General features: G+C 37.1%; 19 protein-coding genes and 1 CRISPR repeat array. Of the genes, 15 read left to right on the top strand and 4 right to left on the bottom strand.

Annotated features, from left to right (window positions below; genetic code table 11):
• Nucleotides 1-15: 15 nt before the first annotated feature.
• Together ACW6PM_RS03710 and ACW6PM_RS03705 are read left to right on the top strand one after the other, a co-directional pair.
• A complete protein-coding gene (locus ACW6PM_RS03710; protein ID WP_308649858.1) occupies nucleotides 16-1,065 on the top strand; it encodes a tyrosine-type recombinase/integrase in 1,050 nt (349 codons plus the stop codon).
• Nucleotides 1,066-1,069: 4 nt separating this feature from the next.
• Nucleotides 1,070-1,885 (top strand): TrmH family RNA methyltransferase, encoded by an 816-nt coding sequence (locus ACW6PM_RS03705; RefSeq protein ID WP_448753968.1) that lies wholly within the window; start codon nucleotides 1,070-1,072, stop codon nucleotides 1,883-1,885.
• On the opposite strand, the gene ACW6PM_RS03700 is transcribed toward ACW6PM_RS03705, so the two are convergent.
• The gene (locus ACW6PM_RS03700; RefSeq protein ID WP_308649856.1) at nucleotides 1,878-2,090 is read right to left on the bottom strand and encodes a hypothetical protein; all 213 of its coding nucleotides are present in this window, start codon (nucleotides 2,088-2,090) and stop codon (nucleotides 1,878-1,880) included. The genes ACW6PM_RS03705 and ACW6PM_RS03700 overlap by 8 nt on opposite strands.
• Nucleotides 2,091-2,363: 273 nt before the next feature.
• Here ACW6PM_RS03700 and ACW6PM_RS03695 point away from each other — a divergent pair, with 273 nt between their 5' ends.
• Nucleotides 2,364-2,822: a ferritin-like domain-containing protein gene (locus ACW6PM_RS03695; RefSeq protein WP_308649855.1), complete on the top strand. Its 459-nt coding sequence runs from the start codon at nucleotides 2,364-2,366 to the stop codon at nucleotides 2,820-2,822.
• 94 nt (nucleotides 2,823-2,916) lie between these two features.
• Here the strand turns inward: ACW6PM_RS03695 and ACW6PM_RS03690 are convergent, their stop codons facing one another.
• A complete protein-coding gene (locus tag ACW6PM_RS03690; protein ID WP_308649854.1) occupies nucleotides 2,917-3,597 on the bottom strand; it encodes a TIGR00266 family protein in 681 nt (226 codons plus the stop codon).
• A 381-nt stretch (nucleotides 3,598-3,978) separates the two neighbouring features.
• Here ACW6PM_RS03690 and dtd point away from each other — a divergent pair, with 381 nt between their 5' ends.
• Both dtd and ACW6PM_RS03680 read left to right on the top strand, forming a co-directional pair.
• Nucleotides 3,979-4,425 carry a D-aminoacyl-tRNA deacylase gene (dtd, locus tag ACW6PM_RS03685; RefSeq protein ID WP_308668591.1) on the top strand — a complete coding sequence of 149 codons (447 nt, stop codon included), beginning with the start codon at nucleotides 3,979-3,981 and terminating at the stop codon, nucleotides 4,423-4,425.
• A gap of 26 nt (nucleotides 4,426-4,451) precedes the next feature.
• Complete coding sequence (locus ACW6PM_RS03680; RefSeq protein WP_456056259.1) at nucleotides 4,452-6,110, top strand: GGDEF domain-containing protein; 1,659 nt, start codon at nucleotides 4,452-4,454, stop codon at nucleotides 6,108-6,110.
• Here the strand turns inward: ACW6PM_RS03680 and ACW6PM_RS03675 are convergent.
• Nucleotides 6,088-6,831, bottom strand: a complete 744-nt coding sequence (locus ACW6PM_RS03675; protein WP_456056258.1) for a tRNA lysidine(34) synthetase — start codon at nucleotides 6,829-6,831, stop codon at nucleotides 6,088-6,090. The two genes, ACW6PM_RS03680 and ACW6PM_RS03675, sit on opposite strands and share 23 nt — an antisense overlap.
• 274 nt (nucleotides 6,832-7,105) lie before the next feature.
• On the opposite strand from ACW6PM_RS03675, the gene cas9 reads away from it, so the two are divergent.
• From cas9 to ACW6PM_RS03625, 10 genes are all read left to right on the top strand, one after another.
• Nucleotides 7,106-10,420 (top strand): type II CRISPR RNA-guided endonuclease Cas9, encoded by a 3,315-nt coding sequence (gene cas9, locus ACW6PM_RS03670; protein ID WP_456056257.1) that lies wholly within the window; start codon nucleotides 7,106-7,108, stop codon nucleotides 10,418-10,420.
• A 153-nt stretch (nucleotides 10,421-10,573) separates the two neighbouring features.
• Nucleotides 10,574-11,488: a type II CRISPR-associated endonuclease Cas1 gene (gene cas1, locus ACW6PM_RS03665; RefSeq protein ID WP_456056256.1), complete on the top strand. Its 915-nt coding sequence runs from the start codon at nucleotides 10,574-10,576 to the stop codon at nucleotides 11,486-11,488.
• Complete coding sequence (cas2, locus tag ACW6PM_RS03660) at nucleotides 11,475-11,801, top strand: CRISPR-associated endonuclease Cas2 (RefSeq protein ID WP_456056255.1); 327 nt, start codon at nucleotides 11,475-11,477, stop codon at nucleotides 11,799-11,801. Before cas1 ends, cas2 begins: the two co-directional genes overlap by 14 nt.
• Nucleotides 11,798-12,781, top strand: a complete 984-nt coding sequence (gene csn2-St / locus ACW6PM_RS03655) for a CRISPR-associated protein Csn2-St (RefSeq protein ID WP_456056254.1) — start codon at nucleotides 11,798-11,800, stop codon at nucleotides 12,779-12,781. Before cas2 ends, csn2-St begins: the two co-directional genes overlap by 4 nt.
• Before the next feature lie 81 nt (nucleotides 12,782-12,862).
• Nucleotides 12,863-17,304: a CRISPR direct-repeat array (repeat unit 36 nt; unit sequence ATTTTAGTAACTGAAAAATTTACGTGACTGTAAAAG).
• A gap of 222 nt (nucleotides 17,305-17,526) precedes the next feature.
• Nucleotides 17,527-17,736, top strand: coding sequence for a YdbC family protein (locus ACW6PM_RS03650; protein ID WP_456056253.1), 210 nt, complete (start codon nucleotides 17,527-17,529; stop codon nucleotides 17,734-17,736).
• Nucleotides 17,737-17,865: 129 nt separating this feature from the next.
• Nucleotides 17,866-18,501 (top strand): GDSL-type esterase/lipase family protein, encoded by a 636-nt coding sequence (locus ACW6PM_RS03645; RefSeq protein WP_456056252.1) that lies wholly within the window; start codon nucleotides 17,866-17,868, stop codon nucleotides 18,499-18,501.
• Nucleotides 18,502-18,691: 190 nt separating this feature from the next.
• Nucleotides 18,692-19,210 carry a nitroreductase gene (locus tag ACW6PM_RS03640; RefSeq protein ID WP_117714170.1) on the top strand — a complete coding sequence of 173 codons (519 nt, stop codon included), beginning with the start codon at nucleotides 18,692-18,694 and terminating at the stop codon, nucleotides 19,208-19,210.
• Between the two features lie 13 nt (nucleotides 19,211-19,223).
• Entirely contained in the window at nucleotides 19,224-19,589 is a 366-nt protein-coding gene (gene crcB / locus ACW6PM_RS03635; protein ID WP_456056251.1) for a fluoride efflux transporter CrcB, read from the top strand.
• A 78-nt stretch (nucleotides 19,590-19,667) separates the two neighbouring features.
• Nucleotides 19,668-20,717: a helix-turn-helix transcriptional regulator gene (locus ACW6PM_RS03630; protein ID WP_456056250.1), complete on the top strand. Its 1,050-nt coding sequence runs from the start codon at nucleotides 19,668-19,670 to the stop codon at nucleotides 20,715-20,717.
• 107 nt (nucleotides 20,718-20,824) lie between these two features.
• Nucleotides 20,825-22,378 (top strand): ABC-F family ATP-binding cassette domain-containing protein, encoded by a 1,554-nt coding sequence (locus ACW6PM_RS03625; protein ID WP_456056249.1) that lies wholly within the window; start codon nucleotides 20,825-20,827, stop codon nucleotides 22,376-22,378.
• On the opposite strand, the gene ACW6PM_RS03620 is transcribed toward ACW6PM_RS03625, so the two are convergent.
• Nucleotides 22,373-23,389 (bottom strand): alpha-hydroxy-acid oxidizing protein, encoded by a 1,017-nt coding sequence (locus tag ACW6PM_RS03620; RefSeq protein ID WP_456056248.1) that lies wholly within the window; start codon nucleotides 23,387-23,389, stop codon nucleotides 22,373-22,375. The two genes, ACW6PM_RS03625 and ACW6PM_RS03620, sit on opposite strands and share 6 nt — an antisense overlap.
• Nucleotides 23,390-23,470: the final 81 nt, after the last annotated feature.

Raw genomic sequence — 23,470 nt, 5'->3', positions numbered from 1 at the left:
TTATATAGTATTATTATGAAAGACAACGCTTATTACGAAGATGTTAATATAAAAAATGAATTAAAGCTTAGAGATATGATACAGAAGCTCCCAAAGTTCTGTATGGATTTTTTTATCGGAATAGATGCGGATAAATCCTCAAGAACCAAGATAGCGTATGCATATGATTTGCAGACCTTTTTTGAGTACATGAAGAGTGCAAACCCATCGCTTAAGAAATATGATATAAGGGACTATCCTATATCTCTGTTGGATCAGATCAGCCCTTCGGATATTGAGGAATATCTGTTTTATCTCAAATATTACGAGAAGGATGGCGTCGCACATACCAATGATGAGAGGGGAATCAAGAGAAAGCTTGCATCCCTGCGCACCTTCTATAATTTTTATTTCAGGAAAGAGTTTATAGATACCAATCCTGCAAGCAAGGTAACCCTTCCAAAAATACATGAGAAGAATATCATTCGTCTTGATACTGATGAGGTCGCACAGCTTCTTGATGAGGTTGAGTCAGGAGACAGTCTGTCAAAGAATCAGCAGCGCTTCCATGAGAAAACCAAGGTTCGTGACCTGGCACTTATGACATTGCTTCTTGGAACCGGTATCCGTGTATCAGAGTGCGTGGGACTCGATATGGATGATGTGGATTTTAAGAACAACGGAATCAAGGTGCACCGAAAGGGTGGTGCCGATGTGATTGTTTATTTTGGTGATGAGGTACGTGATGCACTTCTTTCGTACTGGGAGGAGAGAAGCATTATTACACCCGCAGAGGGGCATACTAATGCGCTCTTTCTTTCTTTACAGAGGAAGCGTATATCAGTGCGTTCGGTTGAGAATCTGGTAAAAAAGTATTCGAGGCTTGTGACTACTGTTAAGAATATTACTCCTCATAAGCTTCGTAGTACGTATGGCACCACACTTTATCAGGAAACAGGTGATATCTATCTTGTGGCAGATGTTCTGGGGCACAAGGATGTAAATACCACACGTAAGCATTATGCTGCCCAGGAGGACAGCAGGCGTCGTGCGGCGGCCAGGGTAGTACATCTGAGGGAGGATTGATTATATGTCTGACAATATAATCACAATTACAGATTTTATGGATCCTAATCTGGATGTGTATGCCAGATTGACTGAAAACCAGCTTTTGAACAGGGCCAATCCAAAAGAGGGAATGTTCATTGCTGAAAGTCCAAAGGTGATAGAGAGGGCGCTTGATGCGGGATGTGAACCGGTTTCTCTTCTGATGGAGACAAAGCATGTCAATGGCGAGGCAAGAGGCATTATTGAAAGATGTCATGATATACCGGTATATACTGCAGAGTTTGATCTGCTTACAAAGCTGACAGGCTTTGCTTTGACCAGAGGCACACTCTGTGCTATGTACAGGCCGAAGCCAAAGTCTGTAGAAGAGGTGTGTAGGGGTGCCAGAAGAGTTGCTGTACTTGAGGATGTGGTAAATCCAACCAATGTCGGAGCTATATTCAGGTCAGCGGCAGCACTGCATATGGATGCAGTGCTGCTCACTCCTGCCTGCAGCAATCCCTTGTACAGGCGTGCAATCAGAGTGAGTATGGGAACTGTATTTCAGGTGCCATGGGCTTATTTTTCCAAGTGCAATGAAGGTTATATTGGTGAGCTTCACAGACTGGGCTTTAAAACTTGCGCTATGGCTCTGACTGATGATTCTGTGAGTATAGACGATCCTATGCTTCACTCAGAGGAAAGACTTGCAATAGTGCTCGGCACTGAGGGAGATGGTCTTCATGAGCAGACGATAGCCTCCTGCGACTACACTGTAAAAATACCTATGTCACATGGAGTGGATTCGTTAAATGTGGCTGCTGCAAGTGCAGTGGCATTTTGGGAGCTGGCTAAATAGGCTGATGGGAGTGTTTTATATGGTAAATCTTGACAGTTTCGTCAGCGCTGTTTCTGACTTCAGTTCCTTCGCATACACACCCAAGTGGTAAATCGGCATAGCTTGTGCCATCGCAGAAGGCACTTTGACGGCTGCAGTCGGTTTTATCATCTGATATGCCGCTGATGTTGAGTGGATTTGCATTATATATCCTTGTATTATTCATGATTAGTCCTCCTAATTGATGCTGGGGTTATTTGTTCTTCGTCTTATTTGATGTTTGTTTTAATTGATTTTAAATTCATTTGTTATTTATAATTATTCTTAATAGTTAATGTGACTTTTTGTTTTTTTTCTGAGTATGAAGTTAGGATGTGCTATGAAAAGTTATTTTATGTATCTTAAGTCTAATTTCAGGCAGACCCATTAAAAAATATTGCAATCATAAATATAATTTACACCTTTGTACATAATAATGCTGACAGGAGGTGTCTATTAAATGATTTTAACAGAAAAAGAAACAACCGCTATTGAGGACTTAAAAACACAGGAACAGGCATGCATCGAGAAGTATACCAAATACAGCAATCAGGCAAAGGATCCGGTGCTTAAGGAGCTTTTTGAAGAAATTGCAAGGGATGAGCAAAAGCATTTTGACTCTTTGGATCAGGTGATTAAGGGAAAGGTTCCGTCAGTTGACTGCAATGATTCAAAGGGGAAGGATTATAACCCTGCTGCAACATATGATTCACTTGGCAATTCTGAGGACAAGAAAGCTGACTGTTATCTGGCTACAGACTGTATAGGAACAGAGAAGCTAGTATCGGGCGAGTACAATTCTGATGTATTTGTATTTGGAAATTCTGATATCAGAAAGCTGTTGGCAGATATACAGATAGAAGAGCAGAATCATGCAGAGATGCTATGGAAATACAAGACTGCAAATGGTATGGCATAGATAAAATATAAAACCATAAAACTTAGTACAAAGTGTAAAACAGGACTGCCCGAATATAGGCAGTCCTGTTATTTACATAGCACAGGGCATAGGTTTAGTTGCCTGTTGGAATGAAAGGTCTGATGGCACCTGCAAGCTGTGAAACCGGCATACTCTGAAGCCATACACGGCCGGGGCCGGTGACAACGGTGTTGAACAAGCCCTCGCCGCCGAATACCGCATTTTTGATACCCGGAACAGTCTGAATCTCAAGCTGGCAGCTTCCTGTCATGGCTGCTAAATAGCCGGTATCAATCACCAGCTGCTGACCCGGTGCAAGCTCGTATTCCTTTATGTAGCCGTCAAACTCTAAAAATACCAATCCGTTTCCGGACAGACGCTGCATGATAAAGCCCTCACCGCCGAAGAAACCGGCTCCTATTCTTTTCTGGAAAAATACGGACAGCTCGACTCCGGAGGTTGAAGCAAGAAATGCTGATTTCTGAGCGATTATTTCCTGTCCCGGTGCAATCTGGAATGGTCTGATACATCCCGGAAAGCATGATGCAAATGCAATCATTCCCGGACCGCCCATAGATGTGTATCGGTTTTGGAACATGCTCTCACCGGAAAATGCTCGGCCGAACATTTTGCCGATGCCTCCATTTGATGTGGTCTCCATCTTCATGTTTGGGGTCATCCACGACATGGCACCTTTTTCGGTAATCATAGTCTCGTTTGCCTCAAGGCTGCAGATTACAACCGGTAAAGGCTCTCCCTCAATATTGTAGTTCATAAATATCCTCCTTTAGTTTAGAAAAATTAGTTTGTAGCAATTTCAATATTTATAATTCTAACACAGTAATACGTTACTTGACAATATAATTCATAAATGTATAAGAATGTTTATGAATGAATGCGAATTGCCTAATGAAATATACTTTAAAGATTGCAGCTGTTCATATGAACTTGGCAGAAACAATGTGGGAAAAGTCACAGACAGACTTGTTTATTTTATAAAAATGGTTTAGAATGATATGGCTATTGTTGGATAAAAATGGTACTAAAACTATATGCCATATAAGTAATAATCTGATTAATCATAAATGAGGGGCAAAATGCCTTTTGACCCTCATATCATAATTTGTAAATAACATAATAAGGAGACTATATAATAATGAGATTTGTAATACAGCGTGTAAACCACGCAAAATGCACTATAGATGGAAATATAACTGGCAGCATAGAAAAGGGGCTGTGCGTTTTGATAGGAGTGGCAGAGACTGATACTAAAGAAATTGCTGATAAAATGATTAAAAAGCTTGTAAATATGAGGATTTTTGCCGATGAGAATGACAAGACAAACCTTTCGATAAATGATGTAGACGGAAGGCTCCTTCTCATATCGCAGTTTACGCTTTATGCAAACTGTAAGAAGGGCAATCGACCATCATTTGTGGAAGCAGGAAGTCCTGACATGGCAAATGAGCTTTACGAGTACTGTATCAGCGAGTGTGAGAAGGCAGTTCCCGGAGTACAAAGAGGGGTGTTTGGAGCCGATATGAAGATAGAGCTTGAGAATGACGGACCTTTTACGATTGTACTGGATTCTGACAAGCTGTAAAAGCTATAAGTATGAAAGGAATTTTTATGGATAAATCATTAAAAAAAGGATTTGTAACAAACAAATTTCCTGTGATAATATATTTCGTATTGATTTTTGCCACATTAATGGTTGTAATCAGTGCACTGGCTCCGGTGAATAACCACGAGAAAAAAGCATACAGTACATATTCTGATTTTTCAGCCGGATGGCTAAATAGTGAGGAATCTGAGGCTTCACTGGACCATTTATCAGGCACTACAGTAATCCATCGCACTATAACGGCAGCTGATTGTAACAAAACATTGTTTTTCTTTGCAAAGACATCAAACATCAAAGTGCTTATAGATGGAGTATGCCGATACCGGAATAAGTATTTCAGTTCACAGCTTTTTGGAAAGACACCGGGAGCACTTTTTGTAAATGTGCTTATTCCTGAGGGAACTGACGGAAAGCTTCTTACTATTGAAATCGAAAATCCATATAAGGATGACGACAGTGCAAAGCTCGATGAAATGTACATAGGCGATATCTCTGATATCATGCAGTTTCAACAACAAAAAAGATTCAATCCCTTTTGCATCAGCTTTATTATTATGGCACTGGGGGTTGTGATGCTTTTGCTATTTATTCCTCTTACAAGGCAAAAGATAGTAGGGATTGAGTTTTTGAATCTTGGTGCTACAGCATTTGTAGCAGGAGTGTATCTGACTACAGACGGACGATATCTGCAGCTGGTTTTTGGAGATGCCCATATATATCATATGATAGCAGAAGCTACTATGAGGCTTGCTATTCCACCGTTTTTACTATTTTTAAGTCAGATGTATGACAGCTATAGTAAACGTATAAGTGCGATACTATGCGTAATTGGCGAGATAGTATTTGCAGGCAGTTTTGTTTTGGAAATAACCGGAATCATGGATTATCATGAGACACTTTTTCCGGCACATGTTGTATTTGCGATTTCTATGCTCTTTATTCTTGTTTCAACGATAAAGGGCATTGTACAGGCACCAAAAGAGAATATATATCACAATATAGGCTGTATTGTTCTAAGTTTTATGGCTTTGACGGATATCATTGTTCTATGGCGAGGTACGGGACGTGAAACAAGCTATTTTATCAGACTTGGTATATTGATATTCTTTTTCATGGAAATAGTACAGATTATGAAAAAGTTTCTCGCCTCTTATCAGCGCAATATCAAAAATGAGCTGCTTAGCAGGCTTGCTTATCATGACGGATTAACTGATTTGCTAAACCGCACCTCCTATATGGAAAAGGTCAAGGAGCTTGAAGCCGACGAAACCGCATACATGCTGTTTGCGATTTATGATGTAAACAATCTGAAAAAGGTAAATGATACGCTGGGACACCAGAAGGGTGATGAGATGATAAAACGCGTTGCAGATGTAATGAGTGCTTCTCTCGGAAAATACGGACAGTGCTACCGAATCGGTGGTGATGAATTCGTGTTTATCTCGACAAAACCGGATATCGAGGATGTGTTTATTAACGCAAGTAAAACAATGCTGGAGAATCTCGGATGTATCACTGATGGAAATGATATAGTGCCAATCACAGCTGCCATGGGATATGCTGTGCAAAACGAAAACAGCACAAAGGATGTTAATGAGATAATCCGTGAGGCTGATTCCCGGATGTATGAGAAAAAGCGCACTATGAAGCATCGGAAGGCTTAGTGCATTTCACCCAATCATCAATATTGCCGTTTTGAATAGCAGAAAACAGCCTCTTCTTGACACCCGGATTTTCCAGATTGAGCTGTCTGACGAGCTGCTTTACATATTCGCGCCGCGTGTGGCCGTCGTAAGGGCATGGATTCTTGCACACCGGCAGATTGTATTTATTTTTAAAGCCCTTCACATCGGACTCGCCGACATACATAAGCGGACGGATGATGGCAAGCCCACTGCCGTCCAGCTGTGTAACAGGCGCGAAAGAATAAAACTGTCCCTCATATAGCAGGGAAAGAAACATAGTCTCTATAATATCATCCATATGGTGTGCGTATGCGATTTTGTTGCAGCCGACAGACAGCGCAAAATCATTCAAAGCTCCCTTTCTAAGCTTTGCGCACCATGAGCAGGGACTAGCCTGATTCTTAGATTTCTCAAGAGATATTCTTCCAATATCAGTTTTCACAACATAAAACTCCACAGAGAGCTTATCGCACAGCGCCTTCACCGGCGTTAAATCAAAATCCTCATATCCCAGGTCAACCGCAATCGCTACAAGCTCAAAGGGCACTGGATAAAAGCTTCTGATGCCGGAAAGAGCATAGAGCAGCGTGAGAGAATCCTTTCCGCCTGAGACACCGATGGCGATTTTGTCATTTTCAGTTATCATATTGTAGTCGTCAAGAGCCTGACGGACCTTGCTGTATAATTTTTGTAATTTCATGGTAGGTATTATACTATAAATCTGTGAAAAAAACAAAGTTTCGAACAAAAATTCGTGTTGCGAGGGCAGACTTTGGGACTCGTAATGTGTTAAGCTAGAGCCAACACAAGAAAGTAAGAAATAATCAAAAGTCATAAAATTAAGATTATAATGATACAAATTCCAAAAAGTGTGATATTATAGGAATAAGGTATCAGATTTTGCTTTATTATTATGTTAAATGTTACATATTATTTTTTATTGCGTGAATTACACAGAAAAGGAGAAATTGTTTATGAAGTACATCTTGGCATTAGACATTGGAATCGCATCAGTTGGATGGGCAGTATTGGATAAGGAAAGCGAAACTGTTATAGAAGCAGGATCAAATATTTTTCCTGAAGCATCTGCTGCGGACAATCAGCTCAGACGTGATATGCGTGGGTCGAAAAGAAATAACAGGCGTCTTAAAACCAGAATCAATGACTTTATTAAATTATGGGAGAAAAATAATTTGTCAATTCCACAGTTTAAGTCAACTGAAATCGTGGGATTGAAGGTGCGTGCAATTACAGAAGAGATTACATTAGATGAACTGTATCTGATTCTGTATAGTTATTTAAAGCATAGAGGCATTTCTTATTTGGAGGATGCATTAGATGATACAGTTTCTGGCAGTAGTGCTTATGCTAATGGTTTAAAGCTGAATGCCAAAGAACTCGAAACTCATTATCCGTGTGAAATACAGCAGGAACGTTTAAATACTATCGGAAAATACAGAGGACAATCACAAATCATTAATGAAAATGGCGAAGTTCTTGACCTTAGTAATGTATTTACTATAGAGGCATACAGGAAGGAAATTCAAAAAGTTTTTGAAATCCAAAAGAAGTATCATCCTGAGCTTACGGACGAATTCTGTGATGGATATATGCTTATATTTAACAGGAAGAGAAAGTATTATGAAGGTCCTGGAAATGAAAAGTCAAGGACAGATTATGGCAGATTTACAACAAAATTAGATGCCAATGGAAATTATATTACAGAAGATAATATTTTTGAAAAATTAATTGGTAAGTGCAGTGTCTATCCGGAAGAGCTTCGTGCGGCTGCCGCATCATATACAGCTCAGGAATACAATTTGTTAAATGATTTAAATAATCTGACTATTAATGGACGTAAGTTGGAGGAAAAAGAAAAGCATGAAATTGTTGATCGTGTAAAAAACAGCAATACCATTAATATGCGTAAGATTATTTCTGATTGTATGGGAGAAAACATAGATGATTTCGCTGGCGCAAGGATAGATAAATCTGGCAAAGAGATATTTCATAAATTCGAGGTATATAATAAAATGCGTAAAGCTCTGCTTGAAATTGGTATTGATATTTCGGATTATTCAAGAGAAGAGCTTGACGAAATTGGTTATATAATGACGATAAATACAGATAAAGAAGCTATGATGGAGGCTTTTCAGAAGTCATGGATTGATTTGCCGGAAGAAGTTAAACAGTGTTTCATCAATATGAGAAAAACTAATGGTGCATTATTTAATAAATGGCAATCATTTTCATTAAAGATAATGAATGAGCTTATTCCTGAGATGTATGCACAGCCAAAGGAGCAGATGACACTTTTAACGGAAATGGGAGTTACAAAAGGTACGAAGGAAGAATTTGCAGGATTAAAATATATTCCGGTTGATGTGGTTAGTGAAGATATATTTAATCCGGTTGTACGCAGATCAGTTCGTATATCGTTTAAAATCCTTAATGCAGTGTTAAAGAAATACAAGGCTTTAGACACAATAGTTATTGAGATGCCGAGAGATAGAAATTCAGAGGAGCAGAAGAAAAGAATCAATGACAACCAGAAATTAAATGAAAAAGAAATGGAATTCATTGAGAAAAAGCTTGCTGTTACATATGGTATTAAGCTTTCACCATCCGATTTTTCATCTCAGAAACAGCTTTCTCTAAAATTAAAGCTTTGGAATGAACAGGATGGAATATGTCTGTATTCAGGCAAGACAATTGATCCAAATGATATAATCAATAATCCTCAATTATTTGAGATTGACCATATAATTCCGAGATCAATATCATTTGACGATGCCAGAAGTAATAAGGTTTTAGTTTATCGTTCTGAAAATCAGAAGAAAGGTAATCAGACACCATATTATTATCTTACTCATTCACATGGCGAATGGAGCTTTGAGCAATATAAGGCAACAGTCATGAATTTATCAAAGAAAAAGGAATATGCAATTTCAAGAAAGAAAATTCAAAATTTACTATATAGTGATGATATAACAAAAATGGATGTACTTAAAGGCTTCATAAATCGAAATATCAATGATACGAGCTATGCATCCAGACTTGTCTTAAATACAATTCAAAACTTTTTTATGGCTAATGAAGCAGATACAAAAGTTAAAGTAATTAAGGGAAGCTATACTCATCAAATGAGATGTAATTTGAAGCTTGACAAAAATCGTGATGAAAGCTATTCACATCATGCTGTTGATGCGATGCTTATTGGTTATTCAGAGCTTGGATATGAGGCTTATCATAAATTACAGGGTGAATTTATTGATTTTGAAACCGGTGAAATTCTTAGAAAGGACATGTGGGATGAAAACATGTCAGACGAGGTTTATGCAGATTATCTATATGGTAAAAAATGGGCAAATATCAGGAATGAGGTTGTAAAAGCAGAGAAGAATGTAAAATACTGGCACTATGTTATGCGCAAATCAAACCGCGGTCTTTGCAATCAGACTATTCGCGGTACCAGAGAGTATGATGGTAAGCAATACAAGATAAATAAGCTTGATATAAGGACAAAAGAAGGAATAAACGTTTTTGCCAAGCTTGCATTCAGTAAAAAGGATAGTGACAGAGAACGTCTGTTAGTGTATCTGAATGATAGAAGAACATTTGATGATCTTTGTAAGATATATGAGGACTACAGTGATGCTGCAAATCCATTTGTGCAGTATGAGAAGGAGACCGGAGATATTGTCAGAAAATATTCGAAAAAGCACAATGGACCTAAAATTGATAAGCTTAAATATAAGGACGGAGAAGTCGGCACCTGTATAGATATATCTCATAAATACGGATTTGAAAAAGGTAGCAAAAAGGTAATATTAGAGAGTCTTGTCCCTTATAGGATGGATGTCTACTATAAAGAAGAAAATCAGTCGTACTATCTTGTAGGAGTGAAGCAGTCAGACATTAAGTTTGAAAAAGGCAGGAATGTAATTGATGAAGAAGCATATGCAAGAATATTAGTTAATGAAAAGATGATACAGCCGGGACAATCGAGATCTGATTTAGAAAATCTTGGATTTAAATTCAAGCTGTCTTTTTATAAAAATGATATCATAGAGTATGAGAAGGATGGTAAGATTTATACAGAGCGACTGGTTTCTCGGACTAAGCCAAAGCAAAGAAACTATATAGAGACTAAACCAATTGATAAGGCTAAATTTGAAAAGCAAAATTTAGTTGGACTTGGAAAAACAAAATTTATTAAAAAATACAGATATGATATTTTAGGAAATAAATATTCCTGTTCAGAAGAAAAATTTACAAGTTTTTGTTAATATTTATTGACATAACGTGCTCTTGGTGATAAAGTATGAATGTAGAGAAAATTTTATAGTCACGTAAATTTTTCAGATCTACTAAAACAAGGCTTTATGCCGAAATCAGGAGCACCGACGGGTGCTCCTTTTTTTGTGTGTTGGAGGATTAAAATGGCATTTAGAGTAATACTTATCGAAAATGAAGTGACTATAAAGGTTAAGCTAAACAACCTGATTATTACAAAATGTGGGGAGGATATATGGATTCCGCTTGATGATATATCAATGATAGTTCTGGATAACCTTGCCTCAAATTTATCTACCAGATTGATGTGTCAGTTAGCTGAGCAGGGGATAGGATTGATGCTTTGCAATCAGCAGCATCTTCCGACTGGATTTTATAGCGCATATGATAATCACAGCAGAGCGTCAAAGGTGATAGGATTTCAGATTGATAAAGAACAGGATTATTATGGAAAGCTATGGCAGCAAATTGTTAAAATAAAAATCGAAAATCAGGCAAAAGCATATCAGATTATGACCAGGGATTCTGATGGAACAGAGAAAATAATAGAATTTTCAAAGAATATTTTAATTGGTGACAAATCTAATAGAGAAGCACATGCGGCTAAGGTATATTTTAACCTTTTAATGGGAACCTCTTTTTCAAGAGGAAACGAAGATATTCTGTTAAATAGCGGATTGGATTACGGATATGCTGTCATTAGAGGATATATTGCCAGAGCGTGTGTGGGCTATGGGCTTAATACACAGATCGGAATTCATCATAAAAGTGAATACAATAGATTTAATCTTGTAGATGATCTTATGGAGCCGCTAAGACCTATTGTCGATATTGTTGCCTATAATTCTATGAAAAACGATAAGTATTTTACACCGGAGCATAGGAGAAAACTGGTAAGTATACTGAATATGAAGATTATGTATCGTGATAAAAAGATGTACATGTGTAATATGATTGAAAATTATATTGAGCAATATGCATCGCTTATTATGAATCGTACAGATAATATTGTATTTCCGGATGTATATAATTTGATTGGAGAGGAGTATGGACAAATATAATATAATGAGAATGTTTTGTATGTTTGATTTGCCTGTTGAAACAGAAGAACAAAGAAGAAATTATAGAATATTCAGAAAAGAACTTATTCAGGAAGGGTTTGTTATGATTCAGTATTCTATATATGTCAGAGTCTGTCCCAGCAGGGAATTTGCCAACAGAATAGAAAATAGAATTAAAAAAAGTCTGCCACTGGAAGGAAATGTGCGTCTTCTTTGTGTTACAGAGAAGCAATATGATGATATGAAACTTCTGGTTGGCTGCAGACAAACTTCTGAAACAGCAATAGGTACAGAAAGGCTGATTATTATATGAATGTGGAAATTACAGAGTTTGAAAAAAGATTTTGTTTTGAATTATGTCCTGTTACGCAATTGTGTGGTCAAAATGTTCGTAAGAAAAATTATATTTTTGAATCGTTAAGAAGATACTTTGGAACATTTAAATATTCTGAATCAAAAAACAAGTGGAGAGATAATGTATTTATAGACAATAATCAGGTTGGCAGAAAGTTCTTTAGTGTTATTTCAATCAGTAATAAAACAGATATTATTCAAATGATTAAAATGACAAAGCAGAGTCTTTTGATGGAATATGTCAAAAATATTATACAGGATTTTGAATGGCAGCTGCATCTGCGCAATTTGAGTGAAGAAATAGAAATAATGTTTCAGATTATTAATAATCAAGTAAATAGAGTCGGTGATATAGAATTATCGTATGCTATGTCTGATGTTTGGGATATGGTCCAGAAATCTGAAGTGTCATGTATTGATGATACTGAATTATCTGATAAATCCAATGCTGAGCTTATATTAATATTATTGAATATTGTAGATAATGTTTTGAAAAACAATCCTAAAAAGACATTAATTCTTTTTGAAAATTTAGATCATTTAGTAAGCTTAAAAGAATATATTGAAACTATTCATGCGGCAGAAACAATATCAAAAAAATATGATTTGTATTTTATATTCTCATCCAGCTTGGATAAGTATGTTTGTTGTGATATAGATTTTCTTGAGGGTATATCTGTTTTTGGTGATGTGCATTTTCAAATGCCTGAATATAACAGATTATATCTATTCCTAAAAGAAAATTATCCTTATGAAAAAGAATTTTCAAATGAACATGTTCAAGAAATTATATGCAATATAATACAAAATATTGGACAATCAAATTTTTTGAATACTGTAGAAGAAGATGTAGTATGCAAGTTAATTAACCAAACTTTGCTGCTGAATGATAAAATACCAGATGAAAAAATGCCTGAAATGGCTTTTTTAAAGGCATAATATGTGCTAAAATAAATGTTGTAGAAATTAGAATATTAGGTTAATTTGAACAAGAGACGTCTTGTGATGATTAGATTTGATATTTTAGTAACTGAAAAATTTACGTGACTGTAAAAGACCACGGGGCAACACAAACTGGGATAGAAGATTTTAGTAACTGAAAAATTTACGTGACTGTAAAAGAAACTTGTAAATAAATATTGCAAGGATTTATTTTAGTAACTGAAAAATTTACGTGACTGTAAAAGTAGTAGACAAATAGTATTTGTACAAGAATATTTTAGTAACTGAAAAATTTACGTGACTGTAAAAGATATTAGATGCAAAAACCTATAATGATACAATTTTAGTAACTGAAAAATTTACGTGACTGTAAAAGACATCCGAGGTCAACAAAAAGGTGAACGAATTTTAGTAACTGAAAAATTTACGTGACTGTAAAAGCGCTCTATATGACTTTGAATTGGAGGCACTATTTTAGTAACTGAAAAATTTACGTGACTGTAAAAGTTAAAAAATGGAACAATAAATCAAGAAGAATTTTAGTAACTGAAAAATTTACGTGACTGTAAAAGTGGAGTATCTACTAAAGAAGCTCAAGCTATATTTTAGTAACTGAAAAATTTACGTGACTGTAAAAGGGGTATGGAAAATTTCTATGGAAACCAGTGGATTTTAGTAACTGAAAAATTTACGTGACTGTAAAAGAGTAGAAGCAGGAATTAAAATGGGAACTATATTTTAGTAACTGAAAAATTTACGTGACTGTAAAAGCCTGCTCAGCTGAGCTGGCGGAAGAACTGATTTTAGTAACTGAAAAATTTACGTGACTGTAAAAGATTGAGCAGGCTACCGTTCGAGTAGTCGTAATTTTAGTAACTGAAAAATTTACGTGACTGTAAAAGCGTCAAATTCAGAAAGCCCTACAAATTCGAATTTTAGTAACTGAAAAATTTACGTGACTGTAAAAGTATTTGCTACGGCCTGCGGATTTCTCGGAGATTTTAGTAACTGAAAAATTTACGTGACTGTAAAAGTCTTGATGTGTTCTTCAACCCTTCGCTTCGATTTTAGTAACTGAAAAATTTACGTGACTGTAAAAGTATTAGCAATACAAATTACACTGTCTATGAATTTTAGTAACTGAAAAATTTACGTGACTGTAAAAGAGTGTCACGGCGTCGTGTGTCTGCTGGTACATTTTAGTAACTGAAAAATTTACGTGACTGTAAAAGGAGCTCAGAGAGAGAGTACCTGTGGTATTATTTTAGTAACTGAAAAATTTACGTGACTGTAAAAGGAATGACAGCTGCTGCATTTCTGAATTGCTATTTTAGTAACTGAAAAATTTACGTGACTGTAAAAGAAGATGGAATACTAAAAAAACATCAACTAAATTTTAGTAACTGAAAAATTTACGTGACTGTAAAAGCTTCTCGTAGATTATTGGTTAAATCAATTATTTTAGTAAATGAAAAATTTACGTGACTGTAAAAGAATTTACCCTGAATGCCGAAATTAGACACTATTTTAGTAACTGAAAAATTTACGTGACTGTAAAAGTATTCCGGATGTAGCCGGGCAGGATTATGCATTTTAGTAACTGAAAAATTTACGTGACTGTAAAAGTTTTGTTTCTTCCGGTTGTCTTTTGGCTTTATTTTAGTAACTGAAAAATTTACGTGACTGTAAAAGCCAGCGTTAAGAATATGGCCGCCAGCATTAATTTTAGTAACTGAAAAATTTACGTGACTGTAAAAGTCTTGAGTCTACAAAATGTATTGGTCTTGATTTTAGTAACTGAAAAATTTACGTGACTGTAAAAGACAGCGATTTATTGAATAAACCGACTATAACATTTTAGTAACTGAAAAATTTACGTGACTGTAAAAGATAAATCAGCTAATGTTGATGTGCTGTTCTATTTTAGTAACTGAAAAATTTACGTGACTGTAAAAGTCATTCGACACATCTGATGCAGATGAATGGATTTTAGTAACTGAAAAATTTACGTGACTGTAAAAGCAGCAAAAGCGTGTGACGGTATAGCAGCCGATTTTAGTAACTGAAAAATTTACGTGACTGTAAAAGGATCCGGTCTGTAGTAGCCATCTCCAACATATTTTAGTAACTGAAAAATTTACGTGACTGTAAAAGATATTTCCGTTAATGTCCTGGAATGCATAGATTTTAGTAACTGAAAAATTTACGTGACTGTAAAAGTTAGTAGCTCTGTCAAGCTCATCCAATAAGATTTTAGTAACTGAAAAATTTACGTGACTGTAAAAGAGACCAGCTATGAAAAGCTCAGGCTTTTTTATTTTAGTAACTGAAAAATTTACGTGACTGTAAAAGTATGGTGCAGGAAATTGCAAAAAATCATGGATTTTAGTAACTGAAAAATTTACGTGACTGTAAAAGTTACCTTACAGAACAAAGAGAGCGGCTTAATTTTAGTAACTGAAAAATTTACGTGACTGTAAAAGGGACATCTGTACCCTTATATGCGATGCAAAATTTTAGTAACTGAAAAATTTACGTGACTGTAAAAGTTCAAGCTCTATAGGCTCATGCAGGTTTTTATTTTAGTAACTGAAAAATTTACGTGACTGTAAAAGTAACCTTGTTTTCTTTCCTATCCTCACGGATTTTAGTAACTGAAAAATTTACGTGACTGTAAAAGACTGTCAGTCTTTTTTTGATGCAAATAAATATTTTAGTAACTGAAAAATTTACGTGACTGTAAAAGCAGATTGATTTGATAACCTGTTCGGTGATAATTTTAGTAACTGAAAAATTTACGTGACTGTAAAAGATAAAAGAAGAAATAACATTCGACTTGATAATTTTAGTAACTGAAAAATTTACGTGACTGTAAAAGTATCACCACTAGAGCCATGAGACGGCATCTATTTTAGTAACTGAAAAATTTACGTGACTGTAAAAGGGTACATGTTCAACATTGACTATGGGCGGTATTTTAGTAACTGAAAAATTTACGTGACTGTAAAAGATGGTCTTTACACCAATCAGGAAACTCTCGATTTTAGTAACTGAAAAATTTACGTGACTGTAAAAGTGTGCCACGCGCCATCTTTATGCTGTTCGGATTTTAGTAACTGAAAAATTTACGTGACTGTAAAAGAAATCTCATTATTAATCATGTATGCCACCTATTTTAGTAACTGAAAAATTTACGTGACTGTAAAAGAATTAGCTTGACTATTAATATTTTTCGTGATTTTAGTAACTGAAAAATTTACGTGACTGTAAAAGATAGAAGAATAACTCTTAACCACCAAACTAATTTTAGTAACTGAAAAATTTACGTGACTGTAAAAGACTATTTCATTAACTTTTTCAACCGCCTAATTTTAGTAACTGAAAAATTTACGTGACTGTAAAAGCCCGGATAATCGCTCTTTCCTCGCCTTCCAATTTTAGTAACTGAAAAATTTACGTGACTGTAAAAGGTAAAATCAAAATCAAAAAAGGTTGGTGTTATTTTAGTAACTGAAAAATTTACGTGACTGTAAAAGTCGCACTTCGGGCTTGACAGTAGGGGGCGATTTTAGTAACTGAAAAATTTACGTGACTGTAAAAGTATGGTATTTTATCCAATATCACCGGTACATTTTAGTAACTGAAAAATTTACGTGACTGTAAAAGCAAATCAATCTGGTCTATGTCGTTCGGTAAATTTTAGTAACTGAAAAATTTACGTGACTGTAAAAGCGCTAAAGTAGGCGACAGCACTAAGCAGCATTTTAGTAACTGAAAAATTTACGTGACTGTAAAAGTTAACGTATGATAGTGCCAAAACCGATAGATTTTAGTAACTGAAAAATTTACGTGACTGTAAAAGATGGTGGGGTGTTGTCTGCACTTCAACCATATTTTAGTAACTGAAAAATTTACGTGACTGTAAAAGCTTTTCGTTACCATGCCGTTGCCGCCGAGTATTTTAGTAACTGAAAAATTTACGTGACTGTAAAAGTTTTTGATGCGGTGGGAATGACACCTGCTGATTTTAGTAACTGAAAAATTTACGTGACTGTAAAAGCTTGAAAAGATAGAAACTCTGGTAAATGAATTTTAGTAACTGAAAAATTTACGTGACTGTAAAAGCATACAATCGGTTTACCGTCGCACCGTGCGATTTTAGTAACTGAAAAATTTACGTGACTGTAAAAGTGTTTTCCAACCAAATAGCGGTGGAAACCTATTTTAGTAACTGAAAAATTTACGTGACTGTAAAAGAATTACGAACTTGACAGCATGAACCCGGCAATTTTAGTAACTGAAAAATTTACGTGACTGTAAAAGTGGTTCTCAAAGTTAAGGAGGATTAAGGCATTTTAGTAACTGAAAAATTTACGTGACTGTAAAACGGCTTACGACTTGGTTTCACATCTAACTCAATTTTAGTAACTGAATAATTTACGTGACTGTAAAACAGCATACACACAAAAGTAACCACTCTCCGAATTTTAGTAACTGAATAATTTACGTGACGATATATATAAAACCAAGACAATAAACAATATTATTTCAGTGTTTTGTTTTATCAAAAATTAAACTAGACGAATCTGATTCATTAAAGTAATATATAAGAATGCGAAGCAGTATATTTTTTATTATTATACAATATAAAAGATTTTCCACTCGCTGAGTGGAAAAATCATCTAACAACTAATGATTAACAAATATAATATTATCAATTCTAACAGAAAGGATTTATAGAAATGGCAGATTTTAAATATGAAATAGTAGAACACATCGGCATCCTCTCAGAAAGTGCCAAAGGATGGACAAAGGAACTTAACAAGATTTCATGGAATGGTGGAGAACCAAAGTACGATATCAGGGACTGGGCACCGGAGCATGAGAAGATGGGTAAGGGTGTTACGTTGTCTGAGGATGAGATGGCAAAGCTTAAGGAGTTGTTATTATAAAGTATTTTAAGAGTGGAGAATTGCTGTGCAAATTTATGTATAATGTAATTATTGGAGATAAGAAACATGAAAAATTATCTGATTTACCAAATCTTATAAGATAATAGAAACAGAAAAGAGAAAAACACGATGGATGAAATTCAACAAATGAAAATCAAAAATTTCAAATACTTAAATCAAATTGCATCAAAAGGAGCTACACTGTTCACCGGATCATCTCTGATGGAAATGTTTCCGGTCTGTGAGATTGCAAGAAGCGAAAATTACGATCAGATAATATACAATCGTGGTGTTGGCGGATTAAATACAGATGAATTTTTGGAAAATATCAATGCATTGCTTTTAGATCTTGAGCCATCGAAAATATTCATAAATATTGGAACCAATGATATCACAGAGGATAAATATGGTAAACAATGGATGTCTCACCTTATGGATAATTTCAGCAAGATAATTGAAATTACAAAAAACAATTTACCTGCTGCACAGATATATATTATGGCTTTTTATCCGGCAAATTTACATCTGCCGTGGCAGACAGAGGAATCAATTCAATGGATGAGGCTTCGTACACCTGAGAATCTTGCGCGTTGTAATAAGCAATTGCAGATGATTGCAGATGAATATGGATGTATGTATATTGACTGTAATTCAAGTCTTGTAGATGAGCATGGTGAACAGAAGACAGAGTATGCCATTGATGGAGTTCATATGTATGCAAACGGATACTTAAAAGTGTTTGATGAGATAAAAAATCTGATTTGATAATTATACGATATAGATGTTTAATAATAACATATGCAGTATTTATGCATATTTGTAAATTATGCTTAATTACTGCATAATACTTAAAACGTGGGAACAAATATGTATTATGCAAGTGTATATCTACTTAAATTAATCAAAAGGCTGCATAGAGATTATAAATTTTTTGAATTAATGGGAGAATAAAATCATGAGCAAAGTATTAGAAGAAATGAAAACCAGAAGAAGCATTCGTAAATTCAAACCGGACATGGTGCCGCAGGACATCCTTGACCGGATAATCGAGGCCGGAACCTTTGCGGCAAACGGCAGAGGTGCACAGAATACCATCATTATTCAGGTGACAAACAAGGAAATAAGGGATGAAATTGCTAAGAGAAATGCTGACATAATGGGAAGTAATACTGATCCATTTTACGGTGCGCCGGTTATTCTTATCGTTCTTGGAAAGAAGGATTGGCCGACACATGTTTATGATGGCAGTCTTGTGATGGGAAACCTGATGCTTGCAGCACATGATCTTGGTATTGGAAGCTGCTGGATTCACCGCGCGAAGGAAGAGTTTGAGTCTGACTGGGGCAAGGAGCTTCTTAAATCACTCGGCATTGAGGACGAGTATGAGGGAATCGGACATTGTGCTCTTGGATATGTTGATGGAGATTATCCTGACGTGATTCCGAGAAAAGAGAATCGCGTGTTTTACATATAAGGAGATAACCACCATGAATTTTTTATTTGTAGCACTGGGCGGCGCCGTAGGTGCAATGGCCCGATATGCCATCAGCCTTATACCCTTAAAAACTGAGTTCCCTTTTTTGACTTTAATTACCAATGTACTCGGTGCAATTCTGATTGGCTTTATTGTCGGAATCACAAGTGGCAGGGATGGAGTATCCAAAAATATGGTTTTGTTTTGGAAGACCGGTGTATGCGGCGGCTTTACCACGTTTTCTACATTTTCGCTGGAATCCTATAATCTGTTTGAACACAATCACTGCCTGCTCGGATGCGGATATGTGGTGTTGAGCTGTTTAGGATGTATACTTGGTGTAATGTGTGGTGAAAAACTTGCTGCAATAATCAAGTGATGAGTATCTGGTGGTTTTGCGAACGTGAGTGGTGTGATTCTGAATAGACAATACAAATCGATGGGGAGATAAGTGTATATGAGTGAAACGGAAAACAATGAGCTGATTGACGAGAATCAATCTAAGGGAGCACGGAGCAAGCAAAAGCTTAAGCTTTTGTATCTGGCGAAAATTCTTTTGAATAATACGGATGCAAACCATGATATTACGCTTGATGAGATTTTAAATAAGCTGCATGCGTACGATGTCACAGCCGCGAGAAAAAGTCTGTATGATGATATAGCCCAGTTGAATGATTTTGGAATCAAAACCAAAAAGACGCAGTATGGCAGGACAGTTCATTATCAGGTGGTTGGCAGGGCATTTGAGCTTGCAGAGCTTAAGCTTTTGGTGGATTCAGTCGCGGCAGCCAAGTTCATCACTGAGGAGAAATCAAATGAGCTTATTAAGAAGCTGGAGAGCCTTACAAGCAGACAGGAGGCTGCCACTCTGCAGCGTCAGGTATATGTTGCAGGAAGAGTGAAAACCATGAATAGCGACATCATGAAAAATGTCGATGCCATACACAATGCAATTGCAAATAATTCAAGCCTTTCGTTTCAATATTGCCGGTGGAATACGAAAAAAGAGCTTGAGGTGAAGCATGACGGCGCCAGATATCATGTCAGTCCATGGGGACTGCTGTGGAATGATGGTAATTATTATCTGATTGGATATGACCATGATACACAGGTAAAGGATATTCATCATTACCGTGTAGACAAGATGAAGAATATCCTGATTGAAAATAAAGTCCGTGAGGGAAGGGAGAAGCTCAAAAAACTTGATATTGCTTCTTATGGCAAATCAAAGTTTGGTATGTACAACGGAGAAGAGATAAAGGCTGAGATACTGTGCAAAAACAGCGCTATAGGTGTGCTGATTGACAGGTTTGGAACAGATGTGACAATCTTAAAAAAGGATGAAGCTCATTCGCGCGTTTTTGTAAAGGTAGCTGATAACAAGCTTTTTATTCATTGGATTATGGCAATGGGGGATAATTTTAAGATAATAGGACCTGAGAATCTGGTGAAAGAGGTTCATGAGGAGCTTGAAAGACTGACAAAACAATATGAGCTTGCAGACTAAATTTTGAAGAAAGTGCCATATTGGGGAAATACAATCTTGAAGAAATGACCTTTTTATCAGATTTGCTTTTAATTAAGCATGTACTGATGTGGGTCAAGGAGGTATACATGAGTATTTTAAACGTAGAGCACCTAAGCCATGGCTTTGGCGACCGTGCTATTTTTGAGGATGTTTCCTTCAGACTGTTGAAGGGCGAGCACATAGGGCTTGTCGGTGCAAATGGTGAGGGAAAATCGACTTTTATGAATATTATTACAGGCAGACTGATGCCTGATGAGGGCAAAATAGAGTGGGCCAAGAAGGTGCGTGTGGGTTATCTTGACCAGCACACAGCGCTTGAAAAGGGTATGACTATCGGCTCCGTGCTTTCCTCTGCATTTGATTTCCTTTATGATATGGAAAATGAGATGAACGACATATATGCGCGTCTTGGCGATGTGGACGAGGATGAGATGAATAAGCTGATGGAGGAAGCCGGCACGATTCAGGACATGCTTACCATGCATGATTTCTATATGATCGATGCAAAGGTTGAGGAGGTTGCAAGGGCTCTTGGCCTTTTAGACCTGGGACTGGATAAGGATGTGACCGATTTAAGCGGGGGTCAGAGAACTAAGGTGCTTATGGGAAAGCTCCTCCTGGAAAAGCCTGATATTTTGCTTTTGGATGAGCCTACCAATTATCTGGATGTGGAGCATATTGAGTGGCTTAAGCGATATCTGAACGATTATGAGAATGCGTTTATTCTCATTTCTCACGACATACCGTTTCTAAACAGCGTGGTAAATCTTATCTATCACATGGACAACAAGAAGCTCGACAGATATGTCGGGGATTATGACAAGTTTATGGAAGTCTATGAGATGAAGAGAGCCCAGCTTGAGGCTGCGTACAATAAACAGCAGCAGGAGATTAAAGAGCTGAAGGATTTTGTGGCGAGAAATAAGGCGCGTGTTGCTACAAGAAATATGGCGATGTCACGTCAGAAGAAGCTTGACAAGATGGATGTTATTGAGCTGGCTGCAGAAAAGCCAAAGCCGGAGTTCAATTTCAAGACTGCGCGTACTCCGGGGCGTTATATTTTCCAGACAAATGGCTTGGTTATCGGCTATGATGATCCGCTTTCATCCTCTCTCGACCTGGAGATGGAGAGAGGACAAAAGATTGTTCTTACCGGCGCAAACGGCATCGGAAAGACGACACTGCTTAAGAGTATTCTTGGGCTTATAAAGCCGCTTTCAGGAAGTGTTACACTTGGAGATTATCTGGAAATAGGGTACTTTGAGCAGGAGATGGATCAGTCGGTTACAACCACATGCATTGAGGAAATATGGAATGAGTTTCCTGCATTTTCGCAGTACGAGGTGCGAAGCGCGCTTGCCAAGTGTGGTCTGACGACAAAGCATATTGAAAGCCAGGTGCGTGTATTGAGTGGTGGTGAGCAGGCAAAGGTACGTCTGTGCAAGCTGATAAACAGAGAGACAAATATTCTGCTTTTGGATGAGCCTACCAACCATCTGGATGTGGATGCTAAGGATGAGTTAAAACGTGCCTTAAAGGAATATAAGGGCAGCATACTGATGGTATGCCATGAGCCGGATTTCTATGATGGGCTTGCAACGGATGTGTGGGATTGTTCTAAGTGGACGACAAGATTATAAAACACAGTCCCTTGTAATTTCATCAAGCGAAGATACACCACACATTTTCATAGTGTCTTCAAGCTCTGTGCCGATCTTGTCTATATATGCACGCACACCATCGGCTTCTCCGCCGTATACAGCCGTTACAAACGGTCTTGCGATAACAACTCCGTCTGCACCCAGTGCAAGTGCTTTAAAGACGTCTGTGCCGCTTCTGATGCCACCATCTACGAGTACCTTCATACCAGAGCCTTCAAGAGCCTTTACGATGCTTTCAAGCACCTCAGCAGTGGCAGGACACTGGTCAAGCACACGTCCACCGTGGTTTGATACAATAATAGCGCTTGCGCCTGCCTCTTTTGCCTTAAGCGCACCCTTTACGGTCATAATTCCCTTTACTATAAATGGGGTTCCGGCCATCTGTATGATATCGCGAAGCTCTGAGACTGTTTTGCTTCCTGCTGGCGGATCGAGATTTTTGAGGAAGGGAAGACCGGCTGCATCGATATCCATAGCTACTGCGAATGCGCCTGATTCATGTACCAGCTCCATTTTCTCACGTATGGTCTCAATGTTCCATGGCTTTACGGTAGGTATTCCGGCACCATCTGCATTTTTGATAGCCTTGGTTGCTGCAACCATGACGTTTGGGTCAGTTCCATCGCCGGTGAAAGCTGCAATACCGTTCTTTGCACAGGCTGACACGAGAATATCGTTGTATGCTACATCATCCAGACAGTCTCCGTAATGAAGCTGTACTGCACCGACAGGGCCTGCAAATATTGGATATTTGAAAGTGCGGCCAAAGAGCGAGAGAGAGGTGTCTACAGGCTTATTTTCGGCAATAGTATCCATGTTTACACGGATTTCCTTCCATTTGTCGTAGTTGCGTATGGCTGTGTCACCGATACCCTTTGAGCCGGGACCGGGCATCTGGTTTTTGCATGCGCGGCCGTTGCATTCAGGACAAGCCTTGCAATATTTACCCAGACGTGGTCTGGCATTTTCGATACATTCTGTATAGTTCATATTTTTCCTCCGAGTGTGAAATCTTTTTTAAATTTTATCAATGAGATTATAGCACAATAATATTTTTATGTATACAAAACA

Source organism: Agathobacter sp., from assembly GCF_977054825.1.
This window is presented reverse-complemented; position numbering and strand designations above follow the sequence as displayed.